The organism is Pseudooceanicola sp. (assembly GCF_041987405.1).
In the GTDB taxonomy this organism is placed as follows: Bacteria; Pseudomonadota; Alphaproteobacteria; order Rhodobacterales; family Rhodobacteraceae; genus Pseudooceanicola.
Genome location: NZ_JBHIWR010000007.1, coordinates 37256 through 62348, shown reverse-complemented (window position 1 = coordinate 62348; position 25093 = coordinate 37256). Strand labels below are relative to the sequence as shown.

The 25093-nt window shown below is 64.7% G+C and carries 26 protein-coding genes; 13 read left to right on the top strand and 13 right to left on the bottom strand.

What is annotated here, in order from left to right:
* Positions 1-25 precede the first annotated feature (25 nt).
* The 3 genes from ACFC2Y_RS16345 (at position 26) to ACFC2Y_RS16335 (ending at position 2659) form a co-directional block, all read left to right on the top strand.
* Positions 26-829 carry an SDR family NAD(P)-dependent oxidoreductase gene (locus tag ACFC2Y_RS16345; RefSeq protein WP_375175778.1) on the top strand — a complete coding sequence of 268 codons (804 nt, stop codon included), beginning with the start codon at positions 26-28 and terminating at the stop codon, positions 827-829.
* 62 nt (positions 830-891) lie between these two features.
* Positions 892-1785 (top strand): oxygen-dependent coproporphyrinogen oxidase, encoded by an 894-nt coding sequence (gene hemF / locus ACFC2Y_RS16340; protein ID WP_375175779.1) that lies wholly within the window; start codon positions 892-894, stop codon positions 1783-1785.
* A 31-nt stretch (positions 1786-1816) separates the two neighbouring features.
* The gene (locus ACFC2Y_RS16335; RefSeq protein WP_375175780.1) at positions 1817-2659 is read left to right on the top strand and encodes a YihY/virulence factor BrkB family protein; all 843 of its coding nucleotides are present in this window, start codon (positions 1817-1819) and stop codon (positions 2657-2659) included.
* A 100-nt stretch (positions 2660-2759) separates the two neighbouring features.
* On the opposite strand, the gene hemE is transcribed toward ACFC2Y_RS16335, so the two are convergent.
* Positions 2760-3803, bottom strand: coding sequence for a uroporphyrinogen decarboxylase (hemE, locus tag ACFC2Y_RS16330; RefSeq protein ID WP_375175781.1), 1044 nt, complete (start codon positions 3801-3803; stop codon positions 2760-2762).
* 94 nt (positions 3804-3897) lie between these two features.
* Here hemE and hemC point away from each other — a divergent pair, with 94 nt between their 5' ends.
* Positions 3898-4848 carry a hydroxymethylbilane synthase gene (hemC, locus tag ACFC2Y_RS16325; protein WP_375175782.1) on the top strand — a complete coding sequence of 317 codons (951 nt, stop codon included), beginning with the start codon at positions 3898-3900 and terminating at the stop codon, positions 4846-4848.
* On the opposite strand, the gene ACFC2Y_RS16320 is transcribed toward hemC, so the two are convergent.
* The 3 genes from ACFC2Y_RS16320 to ACFC2Y_RS16310 all read right to left on the bottom strand — a co-directional run bounded on the left by ACFC2Y_RS16320 (position 4845) and on the right by ACFC2Y_RS16310 (position 6818).
* The gene (locus ACFC2Y_RS16320; RefSeq protein ID WP_375175783.1) at positions 4845-5327 is read right to left on the bottom strand and encodes a hypothetical protein; all 483 of its coding nucleotides are present in this window, start codon (positions 5325-5327) and stop codon (positions 4845-4847) included. The two genes, hemC and ACFC2Y_RS16320, sit on opposite strands and share 4 nt — an antisense overlap.
* Positions 5324-5806, bottom strand: a complete 483-nt coding sequence (locus ACFC2Y_RS16315) for an RNA pyrophosphohydrolase (protein ID WP_375175784.1) — start codon at positions 5804-5806, stop codon at positions 5324-5326. Before ACFC2Y_RS16315 ends, ACFC2Y_RS16320 begins: the two co-directional genes overlap by 4 nt.
* A 118-nt stretch (positions 5807-5924) precedes the next feature.
* A complete protein-coding gene (locus ACFC2Y_RS16310; RefSeq protein WP_375175785.1) occupies positions 5925-6818 on the bottom strand; it encodes a LysR substrate-binding domain-containing protein in 894 nt (297 codons plus the stop codon).
* 104 nt (positions 6819-6922) lie between these two features.
* On the opposite strand from ACFC2Y_RS16310, the gene ACFC2Y_RS16305 reads away from it, so the two are divergent.
* Positions 6923-8149, top strand: a complete 1227-nt coding sequence (locus tag ACFC2Y_RS16305; protein ID WP_375175786.1) for an acyl-CoA dehydrogenase — start codon at positions 6923-6925, stop codon at positions 8147-8149.
* Between the two features lie 63 nt (positions 8150-8212).
* On the opposite strand, the gene ACFC2Y_RS16300 is transcribed toward ACFC2Y_RS16305, so the two are convergent.
* The 5 genes from ACFC2Y_RS16300 to ACFC2Y_RS16280 all read right to left on the bottom strand — a co-directional run bounded on the left by ACFC2Y_RS16300 (position 8213) and on the right by ACFC2Y_RS16280 (position 14873).
* Positions 8213-9796: an ABC transporter ATP-binding protein gene (locus tag ACFC2Y_RS16300; protein ID WP_375175787.1), complete on the bottom strand. Its 1584-nt coding sequence runs from the start codon at positions 9794-9796 to the stop codon at positions 8213-8215.
* Positions 9793-11130, bottom strand: coding sequence for an ABC transporter permease (locus ACFC2Y_RS16295; RefSeq protein WP_375175788.1), 1338 nt, complete (start codon positions 11128-11130; stop codon positions 9793-9795). The genes ACFC2Y_RS16300 and ACFC2Y_RS16295 overlap by 4 nt, the downstream gene beginning before the upstream one ends.
* Position 11131: 1 nt before the next feature.
* The gene (locus ACFC2Y_RS16290; protein WP_375175789.1) at positions 11132-12226 is read right to left on the bottom strand and encodes a microcin C ABC transporter permease YejB; all 1095 of its coding nucleotides are present in this window, start codon (positions 12224-12226) and stop codon (positions 11132-11134) included.
* A gap of 9 nt (positions 12227-12235) precedes the next feature.
* Positions 12236-14182, bottom strand: coding sequence for an extracellular solute-binding protein (locus tag ACFC2Y_RS16285; protein ID WP_375175790.1), 1947 nt, complete (start codon positions 14180-14182; stop codon positions 12236-12238).
* 172 nt (positions 14183-14354) lie between these two features.
* The gene (locus ACFC2Y_RS16280; protein ID WP_375175791.1) at positions 14355-14873 is read right to left on the bottom strand and encodes a c-type cytochrome; all 519 of its coding nucleotides are present in this window, start codon (positions 14871-14873) and stop codon (positions 14355-14357) included.
* Positions 14874-14997: 124 nt separating this feature from the next.
* Between ACFC2Y_RS16280 and ACFC2Y_RS16275 the strand changes: the two genes are divergently transcribed.
* Entirely contained in the window at positions 14998-15837 is an 840-nt protein-coding gene (locus ACFC2Y_RS16275; RefSeq protein WP_375175792.1) for a prephenate dehydratase, read from the top strand.
* 21 nt (positions 15838-15858) lie between these two features.
* Here ACFC2Y_RS16275 and ACFC2Y_RS16270 read toward each other — a convergent pair whose 3' ends face one another.
* Positions 15859-16332, bottom strand: a complete 474-nt coding sequence (locus ACFC2Y_RS16270) for an SRPBCC family protein (protein ID WP_375175793.1) — start codon at positions 16330-16332, stop codon at positions 15859-15861.
* 77 nt (positions 16333-16409) lie between these two features.
* Entirely contained in the window at positions 16410-17375 is a 966-nt protein-coding gene (gene nudC / locus ACFC2Y_RS16265; RefSeq protein ID WP_375175794.1) for an NAD(+) diphosphatase, read from the bottom strand.
* Positions 17376-17573: 198 nt separating this feature from the next.
* Between nudC and ACFC2Y_RS16260 the strand changes: the two genes are divergently transcribed.
* Together ACFC2Y_RS16260 and ACFC2Y_RS16255 are read left to right on the top strand one after the other, a co-directional pair.
* Positions 17574-19547: a bifunctional 2',3'-cyclic-nucleotide 2'-phosphodiesterase/3'-nucleotidase gene (locus tag ACFC2Y_RS16260; protein ID WP_375175795.1), complete on the top strand. Its 1974-nt coding sequence runs from the start codon at positions 17574-17576 to the stop codon at positions 19545-19547.
* A gap of 104 nt (positions 19548-19651) precedes the next feature.
* Positions 19652-20095, top strand: coding sequence for a YtoQ family protein (locus tag ACFC2Y_RS16255; protein WP_375175796.1), 444 nt, complete (start codon positions 19652-19654; stop codon positions 20093-20095).
* Between the two features lie 3 nt (positions 20096-20098).
* Here the strand turns inward: ACFC2Y_RS16255 and ACFC2Y_RS16250 are convergent, their stop codons facing one another.
* The gene (locus ACFC2Y_RS16250; RefSeq protein ID WP_375175797.1) at positions 20099-20797 is read right to left on the bottom strand and encodes a glutathione S-transferase N-terminal domain-containing protein; all 699 of its coding nucleotides are present in this window, start codon (positions 20795-20797) and stop codon (positions 20099-20101) included.
* Between the two features lie 142 nt (positions 20798-20939).
* Between ACFC2Y_RS16250 and mscL the strand changes: the two genes are divergently transcribed.
* From mscL to ACFC2Y_RS16225, 5 genes are all read left to right on the top strand, one after another.
* On the top strand, positions 20940-21377 hold the full coding sequence (mscL, locus tag ACFC2Y_RS16245) for a large conductance mechanosensitive channel protein MscL (protein ID WP_375175798.1): 438 nt from the start codon (positions 20940-20942) through the stop codon (positions 21375-21377).
* Positions 21378-21460: 83 nt separating this feature from the next.
* Complete coding sequence (locus tag ACFC2Y_RS16240) at positions 21461-21919, top strand: Lrp/AsnC family transcriptional regulator (protein WP_375175799.1); 459 nt, start codon at positions 21461-21463, stop codon at positions 21917-21919.
* A 21-nt stretch (positions 21920-21940) separates the two neighbouring features.
* Positions 21941-23530, top strand: a complete 1590-nt coding sequence (locus ACFC2Y_RS16235) for a GMC family oxidoreductase (protein WP_375175800.1) — start codon at positions 21941-21943, stop codon at positions 23528-23530.
* A complete protein-coding gene (locus tag ACFC2Y_RS16230; RefSeq protein WP_375175801.1) occupies positions 23527-24078 on the top strand; it encodes a flavodoxin family protein in 552 nt (183 codons plus the stop codon). The genes ACFC2Y_RS16235 and ACFC2Y_RS16230 overlap by 4 nt, the downstream gene beginning before the upstream one ends.
* Positions 24079-24254: 176 nt before the next feature.
* The gene (locus tag ACFC2Y_RS16225; protein WP_375175802.1) at positions 24255-24719 is read left to right on the top strand and encodes a hypothetical protein; all 465 of its coding nucleotides are present in this window, start codon (positions 24255-24257) and stop codon (positions 24717-24719) included.
* 96 nt (positions 24720-24815) lie between these two features.
* Here the strand turns inward: ACFC2Y_RS16225 and ACFC2Y_RS16220 are convergent, their stop codons facing one another.
* Positions 24816-24953, bottom strand: coding sequence for a hypothetical protein (locus ACFC2Y_RS16220; RefSeq protein ID WP_375175803.1), 138 nt, complete (start codon positions 24951-24953; stop codon positions 24816-24818).
* Positions 24954-25093: the final 140 nt, after the last annotated feature.

Below are 25093 nucleotides of genomic sequence, written 5' to 3'. Positions count from 1 at the left end.
ACGGCCCAACCAAAGGGAACCACGCATGTCCTTTTCTATCGCAGGCAAGACAGCCATCGTCACCGGTGGCGGGAACGGCATCGGTCTGGCCATCGGCCGCCATTTCGCCAGCCGCGGCGCGAACGTGATGTTCACCGACATGGACGAAGAGGCGTTGATCCGCGAACTGGGCAACCCCCCGGAGACCGAGGAGAACATCCGCCATTTCGCCGGGGACCTGCGCGAAAAGCTGACCATCGCCAACCTGCTGTCGGCCACGATCGACGCCTTCGACCGGGTGGATATCCTGGTCAACGCCGCCCGTCAGATCGTCGCCTCCGACCCGCTGAACCCCGATGACGACGCGATGGAAACCCTGCTGGACACCAATCTGATGACCGCCCTGCGGGTCAGCCAGACGGTGGCCAAGCGCATGATCAAACAGGCGGAAGAGGATGGCGATGGCCCGTCCGGTTCCATCGTCAACCTCTCCTCCATCGCCGCGCGGCGCACCCATCCCGATCTGCTGGCCTATTCCGTCTCCTGCGCGGCGCTGGATCAGATGACACGCTCGCTCGCCGTGGCCCTGGCCCCGCACCGCATCAGGGTGAACGCCCTGGCCTTCGGCTCGGTGATGAGCGCCAGCCTAATGTCCGCCCTGAAGGACGATGACGACATCCGTACAGATATCGAAGGACACACGCCGCTCAACCGTATCGCCGCCGCAGCGGAACTGGCCGAAGCAGCGCAATACCTGGCCTGCGATGCCTCTGGCTTCATGACCGGGCAGGTGCTTACCGTCGACGGCGGCCGCACCCTGCTGGATCCGGTGGCCGCCCCGGCGCATTGATGCACCACAAGGGCCACCGCCTCCGGCGGGAGTATTTCGGGAAAGATGAAAGGCAGGACGGAATGACCCAGGAGATGCTGGCGGAAAAGACGCGGGCCGCAGACTGGTTCCGGTCCCTGCGGGACGAAATCGTCGCCGCCTTCGAAAACCTGGAAGAGACCCAGACCGAGGGGCCGCTGTCCGACAGGCCCGCCGGGCGATTTGACGTGAGTGAAACCACCCGCGCCGCGCCGGACGGCGGTGATGCGGGTGGCGGATTGATGAGCGTCCTGCGGGGCGGGCGCGTCTTTGAAAAGGTCGGCGTGAACATCTCCACCGTCTATGGTGAACTGGGGCCGGAGGCACAGGCCGCCATGGCGGCGCGCAAGGGCCTGCCGGGCATGAAGGAGGACCCGCGTTTCTGGGCCTCCGGTATCTCGCTCGTCGCGCATATGCAGAACCCGCACTGCCCCGCCGTGCACATGAACACCCGCATGTTCTGGACCCCGCATGGCTGGTGGTTCGGTGGCGGTTCCGACCTGAACCCCTGCCTGGAATACGCCGAGGACACGGCGCATTTCCACGCCGTGCAAAAGGCCCATTGCGATCCGCATGGAGCGGGGCAATACGACCGGCTCAAGGCCTGGGCGGACGAATACTTCTACATCCCGCACCGCCATCGGGCCCGGGGGGTCGGCGGCATTTTCCTGGACGATCACTGCACCGGCGATTGGGAGGCTGACTTTGCCTTCATCCAGGACATCGGCCGCGCCTTCCTGCCCGCCTATCTGCCGCTGATCGAAAAGCGGCGCGGCATCGACTGGACCGAGGCCGACAAGGAGGCGCAGCTGGTGCATCGCGGGCTCTATGCCGAGTACAATCTGGTCTATGACCGGGGCACAAAGTTCGGTCTGGCCACCGGCCACGACGCCAACGCGGTGCTGATGAGCCTGCCCCCAATGGCGAAATGGATTTGACCAACGCGCCTGGAACACCAAACTTACAGGCATGTACCAGACCGCGAAACAGGTCATAACCGGAACCCTGCAGGACGTCGGGGACAAGAACCTGGGCCTCATCGCCGCCGGGGTGGCCTTTTACGGAATGCTGGCGATTTTCCCCGGCATCGCCGCGCTGATCGCGATCTGGGGCCTTCTGTCCGACCCGCATGTCCTGATCGACCAGCTGGACGCGATCGAATCGATCCTGCCGCCGGATGTCGTCCGCCTGATCGCGGCGCAGATCAACGCCCTCTCGAATGCCAGTGGCGAACGTCTGGGCCTGGCCGGTCTGATCTCCACGCTCTTTGCGATCTGGTCGGCACGGTCCGGTGTTGCCTCGCTGATGCTGGGGCTGAACACGATCCACGGCCGCCTGAACCGGGGCAACATCCGGCATTACCTGATTTCGCTACTGCTGACCCTGGCGCTGTTGGCGGTGTCCATGGTGACCATGTCGGCGGTGGTCGTGGTGCCGATCGTCTTCTCCATTGTCCCCCTTGGTCCGATGACCGCCCTTCTGGTCGAGCTCTTTCGCTGGATCGCGGCGATTTTCGTGCTGTTGGCCGCGCTTGCCGTGATCTACCGGTTCGGGCCGAACAACCGCGGCGAACGGCTGCACTGGATCACCCCAGGCGCCTTTCTGGTCGTGGTGCTCTGGGCGGGGGCCTCTTATGCCTTCTCGCTCTACCTGACGAATTTCGCCAATTACAATCAGGTCTACGGGTCGATCGGGGCCGCAATCGCCATGCTGATCTGGCTGTATATCAGCGCCTTCCTCGTGCTGCTCGGGGCGGAGGTGAACCTGCACCTCTCCCGCGCGCGGGCTTTGCAGAGGGCCGATGTGTCGTAGGGCGCTGAGACCGGTGGCGTGGTGCAGATTGCGCCACCAATCGGCCGGAGCAACCTACGCAGGGCCGCGACCGACCTGAGGGCTGGAGGCGATGGAAGCCTCAGCCGCCCCGCACCGCGTCGATCATGCGCTGCACATTGTCCGGGTCCGCATCCGGCGTGATCCCGTGGCCGAGGTTGAAGATATGCGGCCCGCCGGAGAACGCCCGGACGATGTCGCGCGTCTCATCCACCAGCGCCTGACCACCGGTCACCATGTGGCGCGACGCCAGGTTGCCCTGCACGCAGCCATCCACCTGCACATGCTCCGCCGCCCACTGGGCCGACACCGAATTGTCCACCGCAACGCAATCGGCTCCGGTCGCCCTGGCGAAACCGATATAGCGATCCCCGGCCTCTCGCGGGAAGGCGATGACGGGAATGCCGGGGTGACGCGCCTTCAACTCCGCAATGATCCGCTTTGCGGGCGCCAGGGAGAAGTCGTCGAAATCCTGCCCCTTGAGCGACCCGGCCCAGCTGTCGAAGAGCTTCACCACCTCGGCCCCGGCCTCAATCTGGCGGGAGAGGTATTCCACCGTCCCCTCCGTCAGCCGGTCGATCAGCGCGGAGAAAAGCGCACGGTCCTCGGCGATCAGCGCATGGGCCGGCCCCTGATCCGGCGTGCCACGACCGGCGACCATATAGGTCGCCACGGTCCAGGGCGCCCCGGCAAAGCCGATCAGCGTCGTCTCGCGCGGCAACTCCCGCGACAGGATGGAGACGGTTTCGTAGATCGGCGACAGCACCTCATGCACGTCGGAGGCCGGTTTCAGCGCGTCGAACTCCGCCCGGCTGGTCAGGGTCGACAGGCGCGGCCCCTCGCCGGTGACGAACCAGAGGTCTGCACCAAGTGCCTGCGGCAACAGCAGAATATCGGCAAAGAGGATCGCGGCATCAAAACCATAACGCCGGATCGGCTGTAGCGTCACCTCCGCCGCCAGCTCCGGATTGTAGCACAGCGACAGGAAATCCCCCGCCTGGGCCCGGGTGGCGCGGTATTCCGGCAGATAGCGACCGGCCTGCCGCATCATCCAGATCGGCGGCACCTCCTGCACCTCTCCGCGCAGCGCTTTCAGGATCGTCTTGTCGGTCTTGGTCTCGGTCATCGCATCCTCCGTCCGCCCCCTCGTCGCCGCGACAGGGGACGAAGTCAAGCAGACCCCACTTGCGGGGACCCTATGCCGCGTCTAGACCGTGCCCATGACGAAGGACCTGCCCTCCCCCGCTCGCCCGCTGAAGATCGGCACCCGTGGCTCCCCGCTCGCCCTGGCCCAGGCGCATGAGACGCGCGACCGGCTGGCCCGGGCCTTTGACCTGCCGCCCGAGGCCTTCGAGGTTTGCGTGATCCAGACCACCGGCGACCGCGTTCAGGACCGGCCGCTGAAGGAGATCGGCGGCAAGGGCCTGTTCACGCGCGAGATCGAACACGCCATGCTGACCGGCCAGATCGACATCGCCGTGCATTCGATGAAGGACATGCCGGTGCTGCAGCCCGAGGGGCTGGTGCTGGACTGCTATCTGCCGCGCGAAGATGTGCGGGATGCCTTTGTTTCCAAAGACTTCAAGCGTCTGGCGGATGTGCCCGAAGGCGCGACCATGGGGACTTCATCCCTCCGTCGCCGCGCGCAAATTCTGGTGCGGCGCCCCGATCTGAAGGTGGTGGAGTTTCGGGGCAACGTGCAGACCCGGCTGCGCAAGCTGACCGAAGGGGTGGCCGATGCGACCTTCCTGGCAATGGCCGGCCTGAACCGTCTGGGCCGGCCGGAGATCGCGCAATCCGCCCTCGACCCCGAAGAGATGCTGCCCGCCGTCGCGCAGGGCGCTATCGGGATCGAGCGGCGCGAGGATGATACCGCCACAGCCACGATGCTGGAGGCCATCCACGACCACCCGACGGCACAGCGCCTGGCGGCCGAACGCGCGTTCCTCGCCGCGCTGGACGGCTCCTGCGAGACGCCGATTGCAGGGCTGGCGGAACTGGACGGCGGCACCCTGCGGCTGCGCGGCGAAATCCTGCGCCCCGACGGATCGGAGAGCCTGTCCGACGACCGCAGCGCCCCGATCGAGGATGGGGCGGAGCTGGGGCGCGCCATGGCCGTGGATCTGCTGTCCCAAGTGGGCGACGGCTTCTTTGATTTCAGAGAGGCCTAGTCGGCGCTGCAATTGCCGGAGGTATGGCAGTCGACCAGCGCAACCATCTGTTCAGGCTCGGGATTTTCGAACAGCCACTGCTGGCAGGGCTGCATGTCGAGGCTGTAGCCATCTTCCGTCTTTTGCACAAAAGCGAGGACCGAGGCGTGTTGCGGCGGAAGTGGCGCGCACCATGCCGAGACACAATTCAACGTCACCTCCACCGGCGCATCGAAGGGCGCCGTGAAGCCGTCATGGGTCAGGGACGCCCCGGCCAGACGGGCGGTGAATGCGATCCGCGGGCTGTCGGCATTCCGCGCCTCCGGAACGGCGGCGACGTCATGGGAAATCACACCGGACACAACCACATAGGTCTCTTTCGCCTCGGCGGCCTCCTGATAGCTGCGCAGCACCTCCGGGCGCAGGCAGGAGAGCGCGTTCGCGGGGCTGCTGGCGAGGGTGAGGGAGAGGGCGAGCGGGGCGGTGAGGAGCAATTTCATATATGTTTTCCGAGCTCTGCCAGCACGGCCTCGTAGACCGCGCGCTTGAAGGGGACGATGGCGTCGACCAACTCTTCCGGCGGGAGCCAGCGCCAGCGTGAGAATTCGGGATGCTCCGTTTCGACATTCACATCCGCATCCTCGCCCATGAAACGCATCAGGAACCACTTTTGTTCCTGCCCCCGGAACCGCCCCTTCCACAGGCGCGGGACCAGATCATGCGGCAGGTCATAGGGCACCCATCCCGCCGTTTCGCCAATGATTTCAACCTTGTCAGGGGTGACGCCGGTTTCTTCCCAAAGCTCCCGCAGGGCGGCCTCGCGCGGCTCTTCGCCCTTGTCCACGCCGCCCTGGGGCATCTGCCAGGCGGGGCCGGGGTTGTCGATCCGCTGGCCAACAAAGACGTGGCCGTCGCGGTTGGCGAGCATGACGCCGACGCAGGGGCGGTAGGGCAGTTTGGCAATGTCTTCGGGTGTCATGGGCGGCTCCTTCTTGCGGGGAATGGTGGCCCGGATGGCACTGTTCCGCAACGTCGGTATGACGTCGATATCACGTCGGTGCAACGTCGGTATTTTGTCGGTGCGGCAGGAAATGACGTCAGGCCCAGATGCCCGCAATCTCCGCCCGCAGCCAGTCGCGGAACCGCGCGAAATGCGGCAGATCGGCGCTGTGATCGGGGTAGATCAGCGTATAGGCCTGACCGGTGGCAAAATCCCCCGGGAGGGCGCGGATCAGCTCGCCCCGGTCCAGCGCGGCGCGGGCCAGGATCTCCGGCACCAGCGCCACGCCCAGCCCGCCGATGGCCGCATCCAGCACCATGTCGAAATGATCGAACCGCGCCCCCCGCAGCGCGTGGCGCGGGTCCAGCCCCATGGCGCGGCACCAGTCGGGCCAGAGCGTCGGGCGCGTCGATTGCTGCAAAAGCGGCAGGCGCAGGACATCCTCGGTCCGCAGTGACCCGCGGAGGAGGGAGGGGGCGGCGACCACGGTCAGCTCCTCGTCCAGAAGATGCAGATGCTGGACCCCCGGCGCGCGATGCGAACTGCGCTGGATCGCCAGGTCAAAAGGCTCCGCTTCGAAATCCACCGGGGTCAGCTGCGCCGCCATGTCGATGGACATGTCCGGCATGGTGGCCTGAAAGGCGCGCAGCCGGGGGATCAGCCAGAGCCGCCCGAAGGTCGGCAGCACCGCGATCCGCAGCACCCGCGCCTGCCCGCCAAAGGCCATCACCGTCATCGCCGCGTCATCCAGCCGGTCGAGCAGCGGTGCCGCCTCGCGCAGGAGCGCCCGGCCCGCATCCGAGAGGGTCAGGCGCTGCCGGGCGCGGATGAATAGTGCGACGCCCAGCTTGGCCTCCAGCCCCGCGATGGAGCGGCTGACCGCGCTTTGCGTCCGGCCAAGCTGTTGCGCGGCCTGGATCGTCGTGCCGCCCCGAGCACAGGCGCAAAAGGCCTCCAACTCGGCGACCGAAGGGGTGTAGGCATGGCGCATGATCAGATCAACTATGCGAAAACATCATCAACTCCGGACGATAACTCGTTATGCACGGCGGCCTCAACAGGCTAAACACTCATCAAACTCATAGGGAGAGAACCATGGACGCCGAAAACCGCCCCCTCATCAAGGACAAGGACCGCCCGAACATGTCGAGCTTCGCCTGGGAGGACCCGTTCCTTCTGAATGAACAGCTCGACGAAGACGAACGCATGATCGGCGAGTCCGCCCGCACCTTCTGTCAGGAGCGCCTCGCCCCTCGGGTCGAGAAAATGTACCTCGAAGAGGGTGTCGACCCGGAGATTTTCGCCGAAATGGGCGAGGTCGGCATGCTGGGCGTCACCGTTCCGGAACAATACGGCGGGCTGGGCTCCGGCTATGTCTCCTACGGTCTGGTCGCGCGTGAGGTCGAGCGGATCGACAGCGGTTTCCGGTCGATGTGCTCGGTTCAGTCGTCGCTGGTGATGTACCCGATCTACGCCTATGGCTCGGAAGAGCAGCGCAAGAAGTACCTGCCCAAACTCGCCTCCGGCGAATGGATCGGCTGTTTCGGCCTGACCGAACCCGATGCGGGGTCCGACCCGGCGGGGATGAAGACCCGTGCGAAGAAGACCGAGGGCGGTTATGTGCTCAACGGCGCGAAGATGTGGATCTCCAACGCGCCGATCGCCGATGTCTTTGTCGTCTGGGCCAAGTCGGATGCGCATGACGGCGCGATCCGGGGTTTCGTTCTGGACAAGGGCATGAAGGGCCTGAGCGCGCCGAAGATCGGCGGCAAGCTCAGCCTGCGCGCCTCGATCACCGGCGAGATCGTGCTGGACAACGTCGAGGTCGGCGAGGACGCGCTGCTGCCGCATGTGTCGGGCCTCAAGGGTCCCTTCGGCTGCCTCAACCGCGCGCGCTATGGCATTGCCTGGGGCGTGATGGGCGCGGCGGAGGATTGCTGGTTCCAGGCGCGCCAGTACGGGCTGGACCGCAAGCAGTTCAACAAGCCGCTGGCCGGCACTCAGCTGTACCAGAAGAAGCTGGCGGACATGCAGACCGAGATCACGCTTGGCCTCCAGGCCGCGCTGCGGGTCGGGCGGCTGTTCGACGAAGCCAAGGCCGCGCCGGAGATGGTGTCGCTGATCAAGCGCAACAACTGCGGCAAGGCGCTGGATATCGCGCGCACTGCGCGGGACATGCACGGCGGCAACGGCATCCAGATCGAATACAAGGTGATGCGCCACGCCGCGAACCTTGAGACGGTGAACACCTACGAGGGGACGCATGACGTCCACGCCCTGATCCTGGGCCGCGCCCAGACCGGGCTGCAGGCGTTCTTCTGATGTCGCCTTCGGCGAGAGTATTTCTGGAAAGATGAAGAGGGGCCTTTCGGGGGCCCTTTTCCGTCAGGCGTGCATCGTCGCCGCTGACAACAGCTGTTGCGTATAGGGGTGGCTCGGCGCGTCGAAGATCTGCTCTGCCGTGCCGATTTCCACCACATCGCCCTGTTTCATCACCATCACGCGGTGCGACATGGCGCGAACCACGTTGAGATCGTGGCTGATAAACAGGTAGGCCAGCCCGTATTTCTTTTGCAGATCACGCAGCAGATCGACGATCTGCACCTGCACCGTCATGTCCAGCGCGGAGGTCGGTTCGTCCAGCACCACCAGCTTCGGCCGCAGGATCATGGCGCGGGCGATGGCGATACGCTGACGCTGGCCGCCGGAGAATTCATGCGGGTAGCGGTCCATGGTCACCGGGTCCAGCCCGACCTCTGTCATCACCTCCGCCACCAGATCGCGCACCGGTTTATCGGAGGGCAGTTTGTGCACCGTCAGCCCCTCCGCGATGATCTGCATCGCCGTCATCCGGGGGGAGAGGGAGCCGAAGGGATCCTGGAAGACGATCTGCATCTCCGAGCGTTTGTTGCGCAATTCGCGGGTGGACCAGGCGTGCACGTCTTCGCCGTTGAACTGCACCTGACCTTCGGAGCGGATCAGCCGCATGATCGCCAGGGCCAGGGTCGTCTTGCCCGAGCCCGATTCGCCCACGATGCCGAGGGTTTCGCCCGCGCGGACCTGGATCGTCGCCTCGTTCACGGCTTTCACATGGCCGACGGTGCGCTTGAAGAGGCCGCGCTGGATCGGGAACCAGATGCGCAGCTTGTCGGTTTCGGCCACCACGGGGGCGTCCGCGGCCGCCGGGTCGGGGGAGCCTGCGGCATGGGCGGCGAGGAGCGTCTGCGTGTAGGGGTGCTGCGGGTTGTCGAAGATCGCCTTTGTCTCGCCGGTCTCGACGATCTCGCCGTCCTTCATCACGCAGACCCTATCGGCGATGCGGCGCACGATGTTCAGGTCGTGGGTGATGAAGAGCATCCCCATCCCCTCGCTCGCCTTCAGTTCGGCCAGCAGGTCGAGGATCTGCGCCTGGATCGTGACGTCGAGCGCGGTGGTCGGTTCGTCCGCGATCAGCAGCTCGGGCCGGTTGGCGAGCGCCATGGCGATCATCACGCGCTGCCGCTGCCCGCCCGACAGCTGATGCGGATAGGAGCCGAGGCGGCTTTCGGGGTCGCGGATGCCGACCCTGGTCAGCAGTTCGACGATCCGTTGGCGCACCGCGTCGCCGCGCAGGCCTTGGTGCAGTTCGATCGACTCCGCCAGCTGTTTTTCCAGCGTGTGGAGCGGGTTGAGCGAGGTCATCGGCTCCTGGAAGATGAAGGAGATGTCGTTGCCCCGGACCTGGCGCAGCCGGGCGCGGGAGACGCCGATCATCTCCTGCCCCTTGAAGGTGACCGACCCTTCGACCTGCGCATTGTCGCCCAGGAGCTGCACGGTCGAGAGGGCGGAGACGGATTTGCCAGAGCCGGATTCACCGACCAGCGCGACGGTTTCCCCCTTGTCGACCTGGAAGGAGACGCCCTTGACCGCCGGGATCAACTGGCCGTCCTGTTTGAAGGAGACCTTGAGGTTTTTCACATCCAGCATCATTGGAACGTCTTCCTCGGGTCAAAGGCATCGCGCACCCCTTCGAAGATGAAGACCAGCAGCGACAGCATCAGGGCGAAGACGAAGAAGGCGGTGAAGCCAAGCCAGGGCGCCTGAAGGTTCTGTTTGGCCTGAAGGGTCATCTCGCCCAAGGACGGAGCCGAGGAGGGCAGCCCGTAGCCCAGGAAGTCGAGCGAGGCGAGCGCGCCGATCGTGCCGGTCACGATGAAGGGCAGCATGGTGAGGGTCGCGACCATGGCGTTCGGCAGCATGTGGCGGAACATGATGGTCATGTTCGACACGCCGAGCGCACGGGCGGCGCGGACGTATTCGAGGTTGCGCGCGCGTAGGAATTCCGCGCGCACCACGCCGACAAGGGCCGTCCAGCCGAAGGCGATCATGAGGAAGACCAGGAGCCAGAAGCCCCGCCCGAGGATCGCGAAGAGAATGATGATGACGTAAAGCTGCGGCACGCCCTGCCAGATCTCGATGATCCGCTGGAAGATCAGGTCCAAAAGCCCGCCGAAGAACCCCTGGATCGCCCCCGCGAAAATGCCGATGAGCGAGGCGCAGGTGGTGACCAGGATGGTGAAGAGGATCGACAGGCGGAAGCCGTAGATCGCCCGGGCCAGCACATCGCGTTTGGTGTCGTCGGTGCCCAGCAGGTTGTAGCCGCGCTGATCCTCCGGCAGCAGGCCCCAGTGGCTTTCGCCATCCTCGCCCACGTAGCTGCCCAGCACATTCGGCGGCAGAGGGGCGGCGCCCGACAGCTCCACCGGGGTGTCGTAGGAATAGGGGATGATGGGCCAGAGCGACCAGCCCTTCTGGATCTCCTCGCCCTCGATCACGCCGTCCTGGGCGTCCTCGAAATAGCCTTCTGGATCATCGAAACACAGGTCCAGCCCGCCGGTTTCGATCAGGCATTTGACCTCCGGATCGCGATAGATCGCCTCTGTCCGGAAATCCCCGCCAAAGGTGGTTTCGGGATAGAATTTGAATACCGGGAAATAATATTCGCCCTGGTACTTCACCAGCATCGGTTTGTCGTTGGCGATGAATTCGGCGAACAGCGACAGGCCGAAGAGAATGGCAAAGATCACCAGCGACCAGTAGGCGCGCCCGTTGCGGCGGAAGTTGCGCCAGCGGCGCTGGTTGAGCGGCGAGAGATAGCCCTGCTTGCCCGCAATCGTTGCCCCGGGCTCCCCCCCCAAACGCCCTGTCAGCCAGAGCGAATTGTGGTCCTCGTAGCCCGCCTCGGGTTCGGGCGCACGCCCGCGATCCGGGCGGCCGGTCGGGTTTCGGCTGTTGCCGTCGTCGATCGGGTCCTTGTCGGACATGTCAGCCCTCCCGCCGCTCAAAGTCGATGCGCGGATCGACGAAGACATACATCAGGTCGGACAGGATGCCGACGACCAGCCCGATCAGGCCGAAGACGAAGAGCGAGCCGAAGATGATCGGATAATCCCGCGCCACTGCGGCCTCGTAACCGAGCCGCCCCAGCCCTTCGAGAGAGAAGAGCGTTTCGATGATGATCGACCCGCCGAAGAAGACGCCGATGAAGACCGCCGGGAAGCCCGCGATGACGATCAGCATGGCATTGCGGAAGACATGGCCATAGAGGACCCGGCGTTCCGACAGGCCCTTGGCCCGCGCGGTCATCACGTAGTGTTTCTTGATCTCGTCAAGGAAGCTGTTCTTGGTCAGCAGGGTCAGCGTCGCGAAGGAGGAGATGGTCGAGGCCAGAACCGGCAGGGTGATGTGCCAGATGTAATCCTTGATCTGGCCCAGAAGCGTCAGCTGATCGAAATTGTCCGAGGTCAGGCCGCGCAGCGGGAAGATCCGCCAGTAGGAGCCGCCGGCAAAAAGCACCAGCAGCAGGATCGCGAAGAGGAACCCGGGGATCGCATAGGCCGCGATGATCAACCCGGAGGTCCATGTGTCAAACCGCGAGCCGTCGCGCACCGCCTTGCGGATGCCGAGCGGGATGGAAATGAGATAGGCTATCAGCGTCGACCAGAGGCCAAGCGAGATCGAGACCGGCAGGCGTTCGATCACCAGGTCGATGACGTCGGCCTTGCGGAAATAGCTCTCGCCGAAATCCAGCGTCAGATAGTTGCCCATCATGACGAGGAAGCGTTCGACCGGGGGCTTGTCGAAGCCGAACTCCCGCTCCAGCTGTTCGATGAATTCGGGCGGCAGGCCCCGCGCCCCGGCATAGGCCTCGTTCGCGGCGGCGCCGGTATTGCTTTCCAGCCCCATATCGCTTCCCGACCCGGCGAAGGAGCCGAAGACATCCCCCTGCCCCTGCTGCTGCGCGATGATCTGCTCGATCGGGCCGCCCGGCACGAATTGCACAAGGGCGAAGTTGATCACCATGATCCCCAGAAGAGTCGGGATCACCAGCAGAAGGCGTCGAAGAATATAAGCTCCCATGGGGGCGGCTTACCTCAAGGCCCCGGCGGCTTTCAACTCCGCTTCCCTCTCGGCGTCGGCCCACCAGAAATCCATCTGGCCCACGGCGAAGGGGGGCATTTCCTCCGGGTGGCGGTACATGTCGAAATAGGCCAGCCAGTTGTCCGCCTTGTAATAGGCGGGGGCCATGAAGAATTCATGCCGCAGAACCCGGTCCAGCGCGGTCAGGGCGGCGGTTTCGGTTTCCGTCTCCTCGGCCTCCAGCGCTGTCTGGATCAGCGCATCGACCAGCGGGCTGGCAAGGCCGGCGGGGTTGAACAGGCTGACATCCGCGTTCTCGGATCCGTAGAGCTGATAAAGACCCGTGCCCGCTCCGACAAAGGTCCGGTAGCCGGAGAAGAGGATGTCGTAATCCCGTTCGCGCTGCCGCAGGGTGTACTGGCTGGGGTCGACCTTTTGCATTTCCGCCCGGACGCCCATCTGCTGCAGGTTCTGGACATAGGTCTGCACCATGCTTTCCAGGGTCGGCGAGCCGGAGGAATTGATCGGGATGACGATATCCAGCGTCTCGCCCGCGTCGTTCCGGCGCACCCCGTCCGATCCGACAGCCCAGCCCGCCTCGTCCAGCAGCTTCATCGCCGCGCGCAGGTTGCCGCGGTCCAGCACCCGGGTCGGCGAACTGGAATGCGCCATGCGCGCCGGTTCGGTCAGCACGGCCTCGGGCACCAGATCGCCCAGGGATTTCAGGATCTCCAGCTCGCGCCCCTCGGGCAAGCCCTTGGCCTCCTGCACGGTGTCCTGAAAGAAGGAGTGGCGCTGCTCAAAGAGGCCGAACTGCAGGCTCTCGTTCGTCCATTCGAAGTTGTAGCCCAGGGCCAGCGCCTCGCGCACGCGCTTGTCCTGCAGCACCTCGCGGCCAAGGTTGAAGACAAAGCCGACGTTGGTCGGGGGGTTGCCGTCGGGGATCGACTCCAGCTTCACATGGCCCTTGTCGACGGCCGGGAAATTGTATCCCGTCGCCCATTGCTTGGAATTCGTTTCCTCGCGGAAGGTGTATTCGCCCGCCTTGAAGGCCTCGAAGGCGGCGGTTTCATCGGCGAAATATTCCACCCGGATCTCGTCGTAGTTATGGCGACCGGTGTTGATAGGCAGGTCCTTGCCCCAATACTCCGGGTTCCGCTTGTAGGTGATGCGGCGGTTGATGTCGTAGCTGTCAATCACGTAGGGGCCGGAGCCGGGCGAGGTTTCCATCCGCGGCTCGTCCAGACGGGCGCCGGTTTCCTCGAACCACTTCTTCGACCAGACCGAGACGCCGCCCGCCTGGTCGATCAGCGACCGGCGCGGGATGTCTTCGGCAAAGGTGAATTTCACCGTGTAATCGTCGATCACCTCGGCCCCGGTGATCCGCTGGCTGACCGCGCGGGCGTAGGAGGGCAGCCCCTGTTCCAGCAGCAACTCGTGAGAGAAGACCACGTCATGCGCGGTCACGGGCGTGCCGTCGGAGAACTTGGCATCCTTGCGCATGTGGAAGATGACCCAGGTCTTGCCCTCGTCATATTCCAGGCTTTCGCACAGCAGGCAGTATTGCGACCCGTATTCATCGGCCGGCGCATTCGGATCCAGCAGCGATTCATACATCATCGAGGACAGCGCCCCGGCCCGGCCCTTGCGGCTGTAGGGGTTCATGCTGTCGAAGGTGCCGGAGGCGTCGATGGCAAAGGTGCCGCCCTTGGGCGCATCCGGGTTCACATAGGCCATCCGCTCGAACCCCGGGGGGTAGTCCAGCTCGCCATAGTAGTTGAAGCCGTGGGACTTGATGATGGCCTCGCCCTTGGTCATCTCGCCGTGGCTTTCGCCCCGCGCCAGGGTCGCCCCGGCGGCGACGATCAGCACGCCAAGCGCCAGCGCCCCCGCCTGCCTGAAAGGCCGGGTCCGGGCGATGGTGTGACTGTGACTGCGGGAAGCTGCGCGGCGCATTCGGTTCTCCTGTAATCGGATGCAAGGCTGTCCTTGTCGAAATAGGCTACTTGTCCGCCGTGACCATGTTCAAGTTGAGAATGCGTGAAACCTGCGTGAAGACCCCCTCACGCAAAGGAAAAGGGCCGCGGTCCATCGACCGCGGCCCTCTGGTAATCCGTCCGGTGTCCCCTCAGCCGCCGAGCGACTGGAGATAGGCGACCAGGTTGGCGCGGTCCTCTGCCTTCTTGAGGCCGGAGAAGGACATCTTCGTGCCCGGCGCCGCACCTTTGGGGTTTTCCAGGAAGGCGTTCAGGTTTTCCGGTGTCCAGGTTTCGAAGACAGCGGCCATCGCACCGGAGTAGGAGTAGCCGTCCACAGCGCCCACGGCCCGGTCCACCACACCGTCGAGGTGCGGGCCGGTCGCGTTGGAGCCGTCGATTTTGTGGCAGGCCTTGCACTTGCCAAAGACCTTGGAGCCGTCGTCGACATTGGCGCTGGCCAGAAGCGTCGCGAAATCCGGGCCCTCTTCCTCGGCCGCGCCGGCATCTTCCGACTCGCCCGTGTCGATCACATAGGCCTGCGCATGATCTTCGCCATGGCCCCCGCCGGTGGCGTAGAGCGTTTCGGCAACCCAGTTGCCCAGCAAGAAAATCAGGAGCGCGCCGCACAGCGCCCCGCCAGCCTTGGTGATGGTCATGGTATCGAACATAAGATGCCGCGTCCCTGATGTTTCGTCACTTGTTCGGCGCGTATCTATATGCTTCCCCTCCCCCTACGCAAGGTGTACTTACCGCGACCATTCGCCCGATCCCCCGGGCGCGGAAGGAAAGAGCATGTCGAAACCGCTGATCGCGTTCCAGGGCGAACTTGGCGCCTATTCCCACGAAGCATGCCGCGAGGCCCGCCCGGATCACGATCCGCTGCCCTGCCGCACCTTCGAGGAATGCATCGACGCGGTGCTGGACGGCACGGCGGAACTGGCCATGCTGCCAGTGGAAAATTCGACCTACGGCCGGGTTGCCGACATCCATTCGCTGCTGCCCAAAAGCGGGTTGCACATCATTGACGAAGCCTTCGTGCGCGTCCGCATCAGCCTGATGGCCCTGCCCGGCGTCAAGCTGAAGGACATCGGCAAGGTCCGCGCGCATCTGGTCCTGATCCCGCAGGCGGCGGAATTTCTGAAAAAACATGCGATCAAGGCCGAAAGTGCCGCCGACAGCGCGGGCGCGGCGCTGGAGCTGTCGGAAAGCGGCCACCGCGATGAGGGCGTCCTGGCCAGCGAAATCGCGGCGGAGATCCACGGGCTGAACGTCCTGGCCCGCGACATCGAGGATCACGGCCACAACACCACCCGTTTCCTCGTCATGTCGCGCGAACCTAACCACAAGCGCCGGGGCGGCGACGACGGCATGATCACCACCTTCGTCTTCGAGGTCCGAAATATCCCCGCCGCGTTGTATAAGGCCATGGGCGGCTTTGCGACCAACGGCGTGAACATGACCAAGCTGGAAAGCTACATGGTCGGCGGCCGCTTCACCGCGACGCAGTTCTACGCCGATATCGAGGGGCACCCGGAGGATCCGAACGTCAAGCTGGCCTTTGAGGAGCTGCGCTTCTTCACCTCGATGTTCGAGATACTGGGCGTCTACCCGGCCGCCGCCCAAAGGCACTGACCCCCGGGCTCAGGCCCAAAGTCAGGCCCGCGCGGCCTTTGCGTAGCCCTCGCTCAGATCCTTGGCATAGTCCGCCACGCGGGCCGAGAACCGCCGTTCGATCGTGCCCTTCGCCAGCTTCATCGACTGGACCAGCACCCGGGCCGACAGGGTCTTGGGCTTCACGTCGATACTGATCCGCATCCGGGTCTTTCTGGGCGAGAGTTCGATCAGTTCGACATCGCAGAAGACGGAGACCCCGCTGCTCTTGGCCGCAGCGGCAAGGTGCGTGGGCGCTTCGTAATCCTCCAGGTCGATCTGGAATTCGCGGGTCTTGCCGCGGAAGGGGAAGCTGGCTTCCCAGCACATGCCGGGGCCGCGCAGATCCTGCGTATCCACCCGCCGCACCTTGGCCCCCCGCCGCATGGCCGCGCGTTCGAAACTGGCGAAATCCGTCACCTGATCAAAGACATGACCGATCGGCGCGTCGACGTCGCTGCGCGTGGAGAATTTCATGATACCTGCCCTTTATCCGTTTTCCTGCCCGCACCCGGCCCCTCGGGTGACCCTCGCAGACAATCTACAAGGAAATCTCAATCAAGTGTATCCGCAACCCAGTTCCGGATGAGGAATTCGGCAATCGCGCCCTGCCGCAGCGGGCGGATATCGGGATGGGTGCCTGCCAGCACATCCACCATATCCTCGCGCGAGACCCACATCGCCCCGTCAAGCTCCTTCGGGTCGATGACGATGTCGCGGCCCGTCGCCTCGCCCCAGCAGCCGAACATCAGCGAGTTCGGGAAGGCCCAGGGCTGGCTCGACAGGTACTCTACCGGCCCGACGGGCACCCGGGTTTCCTCCATCACCTCGCGGCGCACCGCGGCCTCGATCGTCTCGCCCGGCTCGACAAAGCCGGCCAGCAGCGACCACATCCGGTCGGGCCAGCCGGGCGAACGGCCCAGCAACAGGTCGTTGCCATGGGTGACCAGCATGATCACCACCGGGTCCGTGCGCGGGAAATGCTGTCCGCCGCAACTGGGGCAGGTGCGCTGCCAGCCGGCCATGCTCACCTCGCTCGGCTTGCCGCAGCGGGAGCAGAACTGATGCGTGGCATGCCAGCTGTAGAGCGCCCGGGCCGAGGCGGCGAGTTCCGCATCCCGCCGGTTCAGCCGCCCCATCACCCCGCGCAGATCGCCGAAATGATAGGCGTCCTCCACCTCAGGGTGTTTCGGCAGGGGGGCCTGTTGCGGACGGCCGGGTCCCATGTCCGCGACCGCATCCGGCGGATTCCATTCGGAGATGTCCTGCGCAAAGACCAGACCCTCCGCCTCGCGGCCCAGCAGGACCGGCAGCTTGTCCCGCCCCTGCAGCACCGGATGATCCATCGGCAGACGGGCCAGCGCATTTTCCCCCGCCATCAGCAAGAAGCCGCGCCACAGAAGCAGACAGTCCGAGGTCGGATCGCGGCGCGCGGCCTGCAGCACCTCTTCCTGGTCGCGCAGCTCCGCCGCACGGTCCAGCCCCGATCCCCCGAATGTCACCTCTTCCGCATGGCGCATGATCCGCCGCCTCCCTCTCGTGTCATCCGGGGGAACCTGCCCCGGGACCGCCGCCAGCGCAATGCCCTTCGCCCGCCGCCGTCCCGGCGCCGCATCGCGTCGCGGATGACGCAAGATCAGGTCGTGACGGGCGCGAACTGTAGCGCAACTGTCATGGTAAGATGACACCGTCCCCCCCGATAGAATCAGGAGAAGACCATGACCCCCAAGTCCCCCATCACTTTGTCCCGCCGACATTTTCTTGCCGGAACCGCAGGCGCGTCCCTCATCGCGCTGCACCCCTTCTCGGCCCGCGCGGCGGGCAGCCAGGTGCACCTGCGGATCATGGAAACCACGGACCTGCACGTCCATGTCTTCCCCTACAACTACTATTCGGACCGCGAGGACGACACCGTCGGCCTGGCCCGGACCGCCGCCCATATCGCCGACATCCGGGCGGAGGCGTCAAACTCGATGCTGATCGACAACGGCGACTTCCTGCAGGGCAACCCCATGGGCGACTACATCGCCTATGAGCGGGGCATGAAGGAGGGCGACATGCACCCGGTGATCGCGGCGATGAACACGCTTGGCTTCGACGCCTCGACCCTTGGCAACCACGAATTCAACTACGGTCTGAGCTTTCTGGAGAAATCGCTGGCCGGTGCGACCTTCCCCGTTGTCTCGGCCAATATCGCCAAGACAAAGGGCGCCGATCCGACCAAGGACGAGACCCTGCTGAAACCCTATGTCCTGCTGGACCGCGTGGTCACGGATGGCGACGGTGTCGAACATCCGATCAAGGTTGGCATCATCGGCTTCGTGCCGCCGCAGGTCATGAACTGGGACCGCAAGCACCTGGAAGGCAATGTCGAGGCGCGGGATATCGTCGAGACCGCCAAGGCCTGGGTGCCCCAGATGAAGGAAGCGGGGGCCGACATCATCATCGCGCTCTCGCACTCCGGCATCGGGTCGGCGAAGGCCGAAGACGGGATGGAAAACGCCTCCGTCCCGCTGGCGGAGGTCGAGGGAATCGACGCGCTGATGACCGGCCATTCGCATCTGGTCTTTCCTTCGGCCAAATACGCCGATTACGCCGGTGTCGACGCCGAGAAGGGCACGATCCACGGTAAGCCCGCCGTCATGGGCGGTTTCTGGGGGTCGCACCTGGGCGTGATCGACCTGATGCTGGAGAAGGACGGGTCGGAATGGCGCGTGCTGATGCATGAGGCCGCCACCCGCCCGATCTCCAAGCGGAACGAGGACCGGTCGATCACCGCCCTGGTCGAGAGCGTGCCGACCGTCCTGGCCGCCGTGCAGAAAGAGCATGAGGAGACGCTGAACTACGTGCGCACCGCCGTCGGCAACACCGACACGCCGCTGCACTCTTATTTCGCGCTGGTGGCCGACGACCCCTCGGTCCAGGTCGTGACCAATGCGCAGAAGTGGTACATCGAAGAGATGATGAAGGGCACCGAATGGGAAGCCCTGCCGATCCTTTCGGCCGGGGCGCCCTTCAAGGCCGGGGGCCGGGGTGGTCCGGAGTATTACACCGAAGTGCCGGTCGGCCCGGTCGCGATCAAGAACGTCGCCGACCTTTACCTCTACCCCAACACGATCCGCGCCGTGAAGATCAACGGCGCGCAGCTGCGTGGCTGGCTCGATCGCTCGGCCGGCATGTTCAACCAGGTGGAGCCCGGCGCGACCGATGCGGTGCTGCTGAACCCCGAGTTCCCGTCCTACAACTTCGACGTCATGGATGGGGTGAGCTACAAGATCGACCTCTCCAAACCGATGATGTTCAACCGCGACGGCGAGAAGATCAGCGACGAGAGCCGGATCGTGGACCTGATGTTCGACGGCAAGCCGGTGACCGACGACATGGATTTCGTCGTGGCCACCAACAATTACCGGGCCTCCGGCGGCGGGGCCTTCCCCGGGGCCATGGGCGACACGGTGATCTTTGAAGGGCCGGACACCAACCGCGACATCATCGTCCGCTACATCGTCGAGAAGGGCACGATCAGCCCGGCCGCCGACGGCAACTGGACCTTTGCGCCGATGGACGGCACCACGGTGCTGTTCGAAACCGGGCCGGGCGGCAAGCAATATGCCGGGTCCGTGCCGGGGGTGACGATCGAGCCTGCGGGCGAGGGTGAGGGCGGCTTCGCGCTCTATCGCATTACGCTGTAACGGCGCGCGGGCGGAGCGGTTGCGCCTGCCTGCGGCGCGAGTATTTTTGGAAAGATGAAGCAGGGGGCGCGCGTCGCCCCCTGTCGTTTTGAAGGAGGAATGCGATGCGGGTCTATCTGTCCGGCGAAATTCACACCGCCTGGCGCGACGAGATCGAGGCAGCCTGCGAGGGGCTGAACGTGGTCTTTGACGCGCCGGTGACCGATCACGCGGCCAGCGACGATTGCGGTGTCGCGATCCTGGGCGCGGAGCCCGACAAGTTCTGGCACGACCACAAGGGCGCCAAGGTCAACGCCATCCGCACCCGCAACGCCATCGAGGTGGCGGATGTGGTCGTCGTGCGGTTTGGCGAGAAGTACAAACAGTGGAACGCGGCCTTTGACGCGGGCTATGCCGCAGCGCTTGGCAAGTCGCTGATCGTGATGCACGGGGCCGACCATCAGCACGCGCTGAAGGAGGTCGATGCTGCGGCGCTGGCGGTGACCGAAACGCCGCAGCAGGTGGCGGATATCCTGCGCTATGTGCTGACAGGACAGCTGCCAGGCTGAGGATCAGCCGTTGCGGTCGGGGATGTTCTTGCCCTTCTCTACCGCGGGGCGGGCGTAGAACCGTTCGATCCAGGCGGGCACGTTCTTGAGGTCGTTGTATCCGACGACATCCTTCGCGCCGTAGAACCCGAGCGCGTTGATCCAGGGGCAGAGCGCGATATCGGCGATGGAATAGTTGCCCGCGATCCACTCCTTGCCCTCCAGCTCGCCGTCCAGCACGGCCAGCAGGCGCTTGGCCTCGTTGATGTAACGCTCGCGCGGGCGGGGGTCTTCGATATCCGCCCCGGCGAATTTGTAGAAGAAGCCGAGCTGGCCGAACATCGGCCCCACTCCGCCCATCTGGAACATCAGCCACTGGATGATCCGGGCCCGGTCTGTGGCGTTGGTGCCCAGGAACTTGCCTGACTTTTCAGCTAGATAGATCAGGATAGCCCCGCTTTCAAACAGGCCGATCGGCGCGCCATCCGGCCCGTTCGGGTCGATGATCGCGGGGATCTTGTTGTTGGGGTTGAGCGAGAGGAACTCGGGGCTTTTCACATCCGCATCCGACAGGGTGACGAGATGCGGCTCATAAGCCAGCCCGGTTTCTTCGAGCATGATCGAGGCCTTCACCCCGTTCGGTGTCGGGAAGGCATAAAGCTGGATGACCGAGGGGTCCTTGGCGGGCCAGCGTTTGGTGATCGGGAAATCATCGGGGAACATGGGTAAACTCCTGTTGGACTGGGGGAAGCTTACCCTTGGGGCACCTTAGAAAACAGTCCTGCTTCTGCGCGCATTCATGGTATTGGACATGCACGGACGCACAAAGCGCCGCGGTAACGAACAGGTAAGGGACAAGCAAGCAATGCTGAGTGAATTCAAGGCCTTCATAGCCAAGGGCAATGTCATGGACATGGCTGTTGGTATCATCATCGGCGCGGCCTTCACGGCCATCGTGAAATCCATGGTTGATGACCTGATCAACCCGATTGTCGGCCTCTTTACCGGCGGCGTCGATTTCACCAACAACTTCGTGGTGCTCTCCGGCGATGCGTCGACCTACGAAAGTCTGGAGGCCGCGCGCGAGGCCGGGGCGGCGGTTTTTGCCTATGGCTCCTTCATCATGGCGGTCTTCAACTTCCTGATCATCGCCTTCGTGGTCTTCATGCTGGTGCGCTACGTCAACAAGGTGAAATCGCAGATGGAAAAACCCAAGGACGTTCCGGCGGAGGAGGCCCCGGCAGGCCCGACCGAACTGGACGTCCTGCTGGAGATCCGCGATTCACTGAAATCCGGCAGCTGACCGGGAATAGCCGCAGGATCCTCTCGCCATGAGGCGGGTTTGTCGAATATCCTTCCGGCCAGACCACGGCCGGGAGGACCCCGATGACCCTTGATGATATCGACCGCAAGATCCTGCGCGTGATCCAGAAGAAGGGCCGGATTTCCAACGCCGACCTGAGCGAGAAGGTCGCCCTCTCGCCCTCCGCCTGTCACCGCCGGGTGCAGCGGCTGGAGGCCGAGGGGATCGTGAAGGATTACGTGGCGCTCTTGGATGCGCGCAAGATCGGCCTGCCTTCCACCATCTTTGTCGAGATCAAGCTGCAGGGCCAGGCGGATGAGATCCTCGACGCTTTCGAGGCGGAGGTGAAGCGCGTGCCAGAGATCCTGGAATGCCACCTGATGGCCGGGACCGCCGACTACATCCTCAAGGTCGTGGCCGACAGCACCGAGGATTTCGCCCGCATCCACCGCCAGCACCTCAGCCGCCTGCCCGGCGTACAGCAGATGCAGTCTAGCTTTGCCCTGCGCACGGTCTTCAAGACCACCGCGCTTCCGGTCTAGGTTGGGGCTGGGAGGACTGTCATGGAGTGGGATTTCATCATCGTGGGCGCGGGAAGCGCCGGGGGGGTTCTGGCCAAACGGCTGGCCGAGGCCGGGTTCCGCACCCTGATCCTGGAGGCCGGAGGGCGGGACAATTACCACTGGGTCCATATCCCCATGGGTTACCTCTACTGCATCGGCAACCCGCGCACCGACTGGATGTACCGCACCGCCGAAGAGCCGGGGCTGAACGGCCGCGCGATCCTTTATCCGCGCGGCAAGGTGCTGGGCGGCTGTTCCTCGATCAACGGGATGCTCTACCTGCGGGGTCAGGCGGCGGATTACGACGGCTGGCGACAGATGGGGCTGACCGGATGGGGCTGGGACGATGTGCTGCCCTTCTTCAAAAAGTCCGAGGATTACGTCGAGGGCCCGTCGGAGGCGCATGGCGTAGGCGGCGAATGGCGGGTGGAGAACCAGCGGCTGCATTGGGATCTGCTGGATGACTGGATTTCGGCGGCGGAACAGGCAGGGGTGCCCCGGACGGATGACTTCAACACCGGGGATAACGAGGGCGTCGGCTATTTCCGGGTGAACCAGCGCGGCGGCTGGCGGATGAACACCGCGAAGGCCTTCCTCCGGACCTATTCCGGCCCGAACCTGCGGGTGGAGACCCATGCCCACACAACCCGCCTGCTGATGGAGGGGCGCCGGGTGACCGGCGTGGAATACCGGCGCAACGGTCAGCTGCATCAGGTTACTGCGCGGCGCGAGGTGATCCTGTCGGCGGGGGCGGTGAATTCGCCACAGATCCTGCAACTCTCCGGCCTTGGCCCGGCGGAGCTGCTGCGGGAGCATGGGATCGAGGTCGTGGCGGACATGCCCGAGATCGGCGGCAACCTGCAGGATCACCTGCAACTGCGCTGTGCATGGCGGCTGACCGGGGCGAAGACGCTCAACACCCTGGCCAATACGCTGTTTGGCAAGATGCGGATCGGGATGGATTACACTTTTCGTCGGCGGGGGCCGATGTCGATGGCGCCCTCGCAACTGGGGGCCTTCACCCGGTCGCGCCCGGATGTCGCCACGCCGGATCTGGAATACCACGTGCAGCCCCTGTCGCTGGAGGCATTCGGCCAGCCACTGCACCGGTATCCGGCGATCACCGCCTCGGTCTGCAACCTGCGGCCCGAGAGCCGGGGGCGGGTCGATATCGCCTCCGCCGATCCGGGGGAGGCGCCGCGCATCGCCCCCAACTATCTGTCAACCGAAGGGGACCGGCGCACCGCCATCGACGCGATCCGACAGGTGCGGGACATCATGGCCCAGCCTGCCCTCGCCCATTACCAGCCGCAGGAGATGAAGCCGGGCATCACCGCGCAGAGCGATGCGGAGCTGGCCCAGGCCGCCGGCGACATCGGCACGACGATCTTCCATCCCACAGGGACGGTGCGCATGGGCACGGATGAGGCCGCGCCGCTGGACCCGACGCTCAGGATGCGGGGGATCGACGGGTTGCGGGTGGTCGATGCCTCTGTCATGCCGAGGATCACCAGCGGCAACACCAACGCGCCCACCATCATGATCGCCGAAAAAGCCGCCGATCTGATCACGAGAGAGCACCGCCCATGATCGCCATCGCCTATTTCTCCGGCTCCGGCGCCATCGCCCGCAGCACCACGCTGATCGCGGACGCCGCGCAGCAGGCCGGGCAGGAGGTCGCGATGATCGACGTCATGGAAATGACGGCGGAGGACTGGGCGACGCTGGAACGGGCCGATGCGATCCTCTTTGGCACGCCCACCTACATGGGCGGGCCGGCGGCGGGGTTCAAAGCCTTCATGGATGCGACCGGCGACGACATCTGGCTGGACCGGAAATGGCGCGACAAGATCGCGGCGGCGTTCACCGCCGGGGTCAACACCGCAGGCGACAAGCTGGCCGCGCTGCAATCGCTCAATGTCTTTGCCATGCAGCACGGCATGATCTGGGTCGGGCAGGAGGTCATCGGCGCCCCCGTCTTCAAGGAGAACGAGGGGCTGAACCTCTCGGGCACCTTCCTGGGCCTCGCCGTCAATGCCAATACCAAGGGGCTGACCGAGGGCTGCGAAGCCTCTGCCGCGCTCTTTGGCAAACGCCTGGCAGAGGCCACGACCCGCTGGATGGTCAGGAATACCTGACCCCCAAAGCCTTTCATGACAGGATAGTTCATTCGGCCCCCGCGGCGCCGTCCGCTAAAGTCATTCCCAGACGTTCACGACCCGCATCTCAAACACCAGCCGGATCCGCCAGACCCGCGGGACCGGAGGGACCCCGGTTTGCCGTTCACCGGCACCGAATTGAAAGGATTGACATAATGGCACGTATTACCATCCGCCGCACCATCACCGCCCTCGCCGCTGCCGTCACCCTGACGGCGGCCCTCGTCGGCAACACCGCCCAGGCCACCAACTGGCACGGGTCCCGGTTCCTCCAGGTCTATTCCATGGCCTATGTCGACGACGCCCGCGCCAAGGCCTGGCAGATGAAGAAGAAGGGCTTTGGCCACGCCGCGATCTTCCGCGCTGCCAACGGCTATTACGCGGTTGTTGCGGGCAAGGTGCCGCACGGCAAGGAGCACGTGGTGAAGGAGCTGAAGCACTGGGGCAAGATCCCGCAAGACAGTTTCCTTACCTCGGGCAAAGCCTATGTCGAGGAGATCAGCCTGCACACGCCGCGCGACCATCGCTCCCACGGCCATGTCTCCGGATACACACCGACCCCGCCGCGCCATGTTTCGACCCGCCACGGTCATCATAAGGTCATCGTCTACAGCTATTGATCTGTCCCGAGGCAGGGCATCCCGATCATCAGGCGCACAAGACCCTGACAGAGCAGCAAGGCCGGAGCGACTGTCCCCGCTCCGGCCTTTCACCTGTCAGGCCGCGGCCACCGGACCAGTCTCTGGGCCCGCCATCTCCAGCCGGAACTTCAGGAACCGCGCCTCGTCGATCTCCATCTCGCCCGTGGCAACCGCGCCCAGGCGGTTCAACGCACCCAGCAGGGCAATCTCCATCCCGCGACCTCGGTCAGGCGCAGGAACCGGATATCGGATTTTCGGGACACGACGTTATGGGACACGGGCGGACCTCCTGACAAAAACAAACCCCCGGGGCCAGGCCACGGGGGTCGCTTGAACTTGCGTTCGTCAAAGCC

Coding starts and splice junctions, on each gene's coding strand:
- ACFC2Y_RS16345 (WP_375175778.1), top strand. CDS start 26: ATGTCCTTTTCTATCGCAGGCAAGACAGCCATCGTCACCGGTGGCGGG.
- hemF (WP_375175779.1), top strand. CDS start 892: ATGACCCAGGAGATGCTGGCGGAAAAGACGCGGGCCGCAGACTGGTTC.
- ACFC2Y_RS16335 (WP_375175780.1), top strand. CDS start 1,817: ATGTACCAGACCGCGAAACAGGTCATAACCGGAACCCTGCAGGACGTC.
- hemE (WP_375175781.1), bottom strand. CDS start 3,803: ATGACCGAGACCAAGACCGACAAGACGATCCTGAAAGCGCTGCGCGGA.
- hemC (WP_375175782.1), top strand. CDS start 3,898: ATGACGAAGGACCTGCCCTCCCCCGCTCGCCCGCTGAAGATCGGCACC.
- ACFC2Y_RS16320 (WP_375175783.1), bottom strand. CDS start 5,327: ATGAAATTGCTCCTCACCGCCCCGCTCGCCCTCTCCCTCACCCTCGCC.
- ACFC2Y_RS16315 (WP_375175784.1), bottom strand. CDS start 5,806: ATGACACCCGAAGACATTGCCAAACTGCCCTACCGCCCCTGCGTCGGC.
- ACFC2Y_RS16310 (WP_375175785.1), bottom strand. CDS start 6,818: ATGCGCCATGCCTACACCCCTTCGGTCGCCGAGTTGGAGGCCTTTTGC.
- ACFC2Y_RS16305 (WP_375175786.1), top strand. CDS start 6,923: ATGGACGCCGAAAACCGCCCCCTCATCAAGGACAAGGACCGCCCGAAC.
- ACFC2Y_RS16300 (WP_375175787.1), bottom strand. CDS start 9,796: ATGATGCTGGATGTGAAAAACCTCAAGGTCTCCTTCAAACAGGACGGC.
- ACFC2Y_RS16295 (WP_375175788.1), bottom strand. CDS start 11,130: ATGTCCGACAAGGACCCGATCGACGACGGCAACAGCCGAAACCCGACC.
- ACFC2Y_RS16290 (WP_375175789.1), bottom strand. CDS start 12,226: ATGGGAGCTTATATTCTTCGACGCCTTCTGCTGGTGATCCCGACTCTT.
- ACFC2Y_RS16285 (WP_375175790.1), bottom strand. CDS start 14,182: ATGCGCCGCGCAGCTTCCCGCAGTCACAGTCACACCATCGCCCGGACC.
- ACFC2Y_RS16280 (WP_375175791.1), bottom strand. CDS start 14,873: ATGTTCGATACCATGACCATCACCAAGGCTGGCGGGGCGCTGTGCGGC.
- ACFC2Y_RS16275 (WP_375175792.1), top strand. CDS start 14,998: ATGTCGAAACCGCTGATCGCGTTCCAGGGCGAACTTGGCGCCTATTCC.
- ACFC2Y_RS16270 (WP_375175793.1), bottom strand. CDS start 16,332: ATGAAATTCTCCACGCGCAGCGACGTCGACGCGCCGATCGGTCATGTC.
- nudC (WP_375175794.1), bottom strand. CDS start 17,375: ATGCGCCATGCGGAAGAGGTGACATTCGGGGGATCGGGGCTGGACCGT.
- ACFC2Y_RS16260 (WP_375175795.1), top strand. CDS start 17,574: ATGACCCCCAAGTCCCCCATCACTTTGTCCCGCCGACATTTTCTTGCC.
- ACFC2Y_RS16255 (WP_375175796.1), top strand. CDS start 19,652: ATGCGGGTCTATCTGTCCGGCGAAATTCACACCGCCTGGCGCGACGAG.
- ACFC2Y_RS16250 (WP_375175797.1), bottom strand. CDS start 20,797: ATGTTCCCCGATGATTTCCCGATCACCAAACGCTGGCCCGCCAAGGAC.
- mscL (WP_375175798.1), top strand. CDS start 20,940: ATGCTGAGTGAATTCAAGGCCTTCATAGCCAAGGGCAATGTCATGGAC.
- ACFC2Y_RS16240 (WP_375175799.1), top strand. CDS start 21,461: ATGACCCTTGATGATATCGACCGCAAGATCCTGCGCGTGATCCAGAAG.
- ACFC2Y_RS16235 (WP_375175800.1), top strand. CDS start 21,941: ATGGAGTGGGATTTCATCATCGTGGGCGCGGGAAGCGCCGGGGGGGTT.
- ACFC2Y_RS16230 (WP_375175801.1), top strand. CDS start 23,527: ATGATCGCCATCGCCTATTTCTCCGGCTCCGGCGCCATCGCCCGCAGC.
- ACFC2Y_RS16225 (WP_375175802.1), top strand. CDS start 24,255: ATGGCACGTATTACCATCCGCCGCACCATCACCGCCCTCGCCGCTGCC.
- ACFC2Y_RS16220 (WP_375175803.1), bottom strand. CDS start 24,953: ATGGAGATTGCCCTGCTGGGTGCGTTGAACCGCCTGGGCGCGGTTGCC.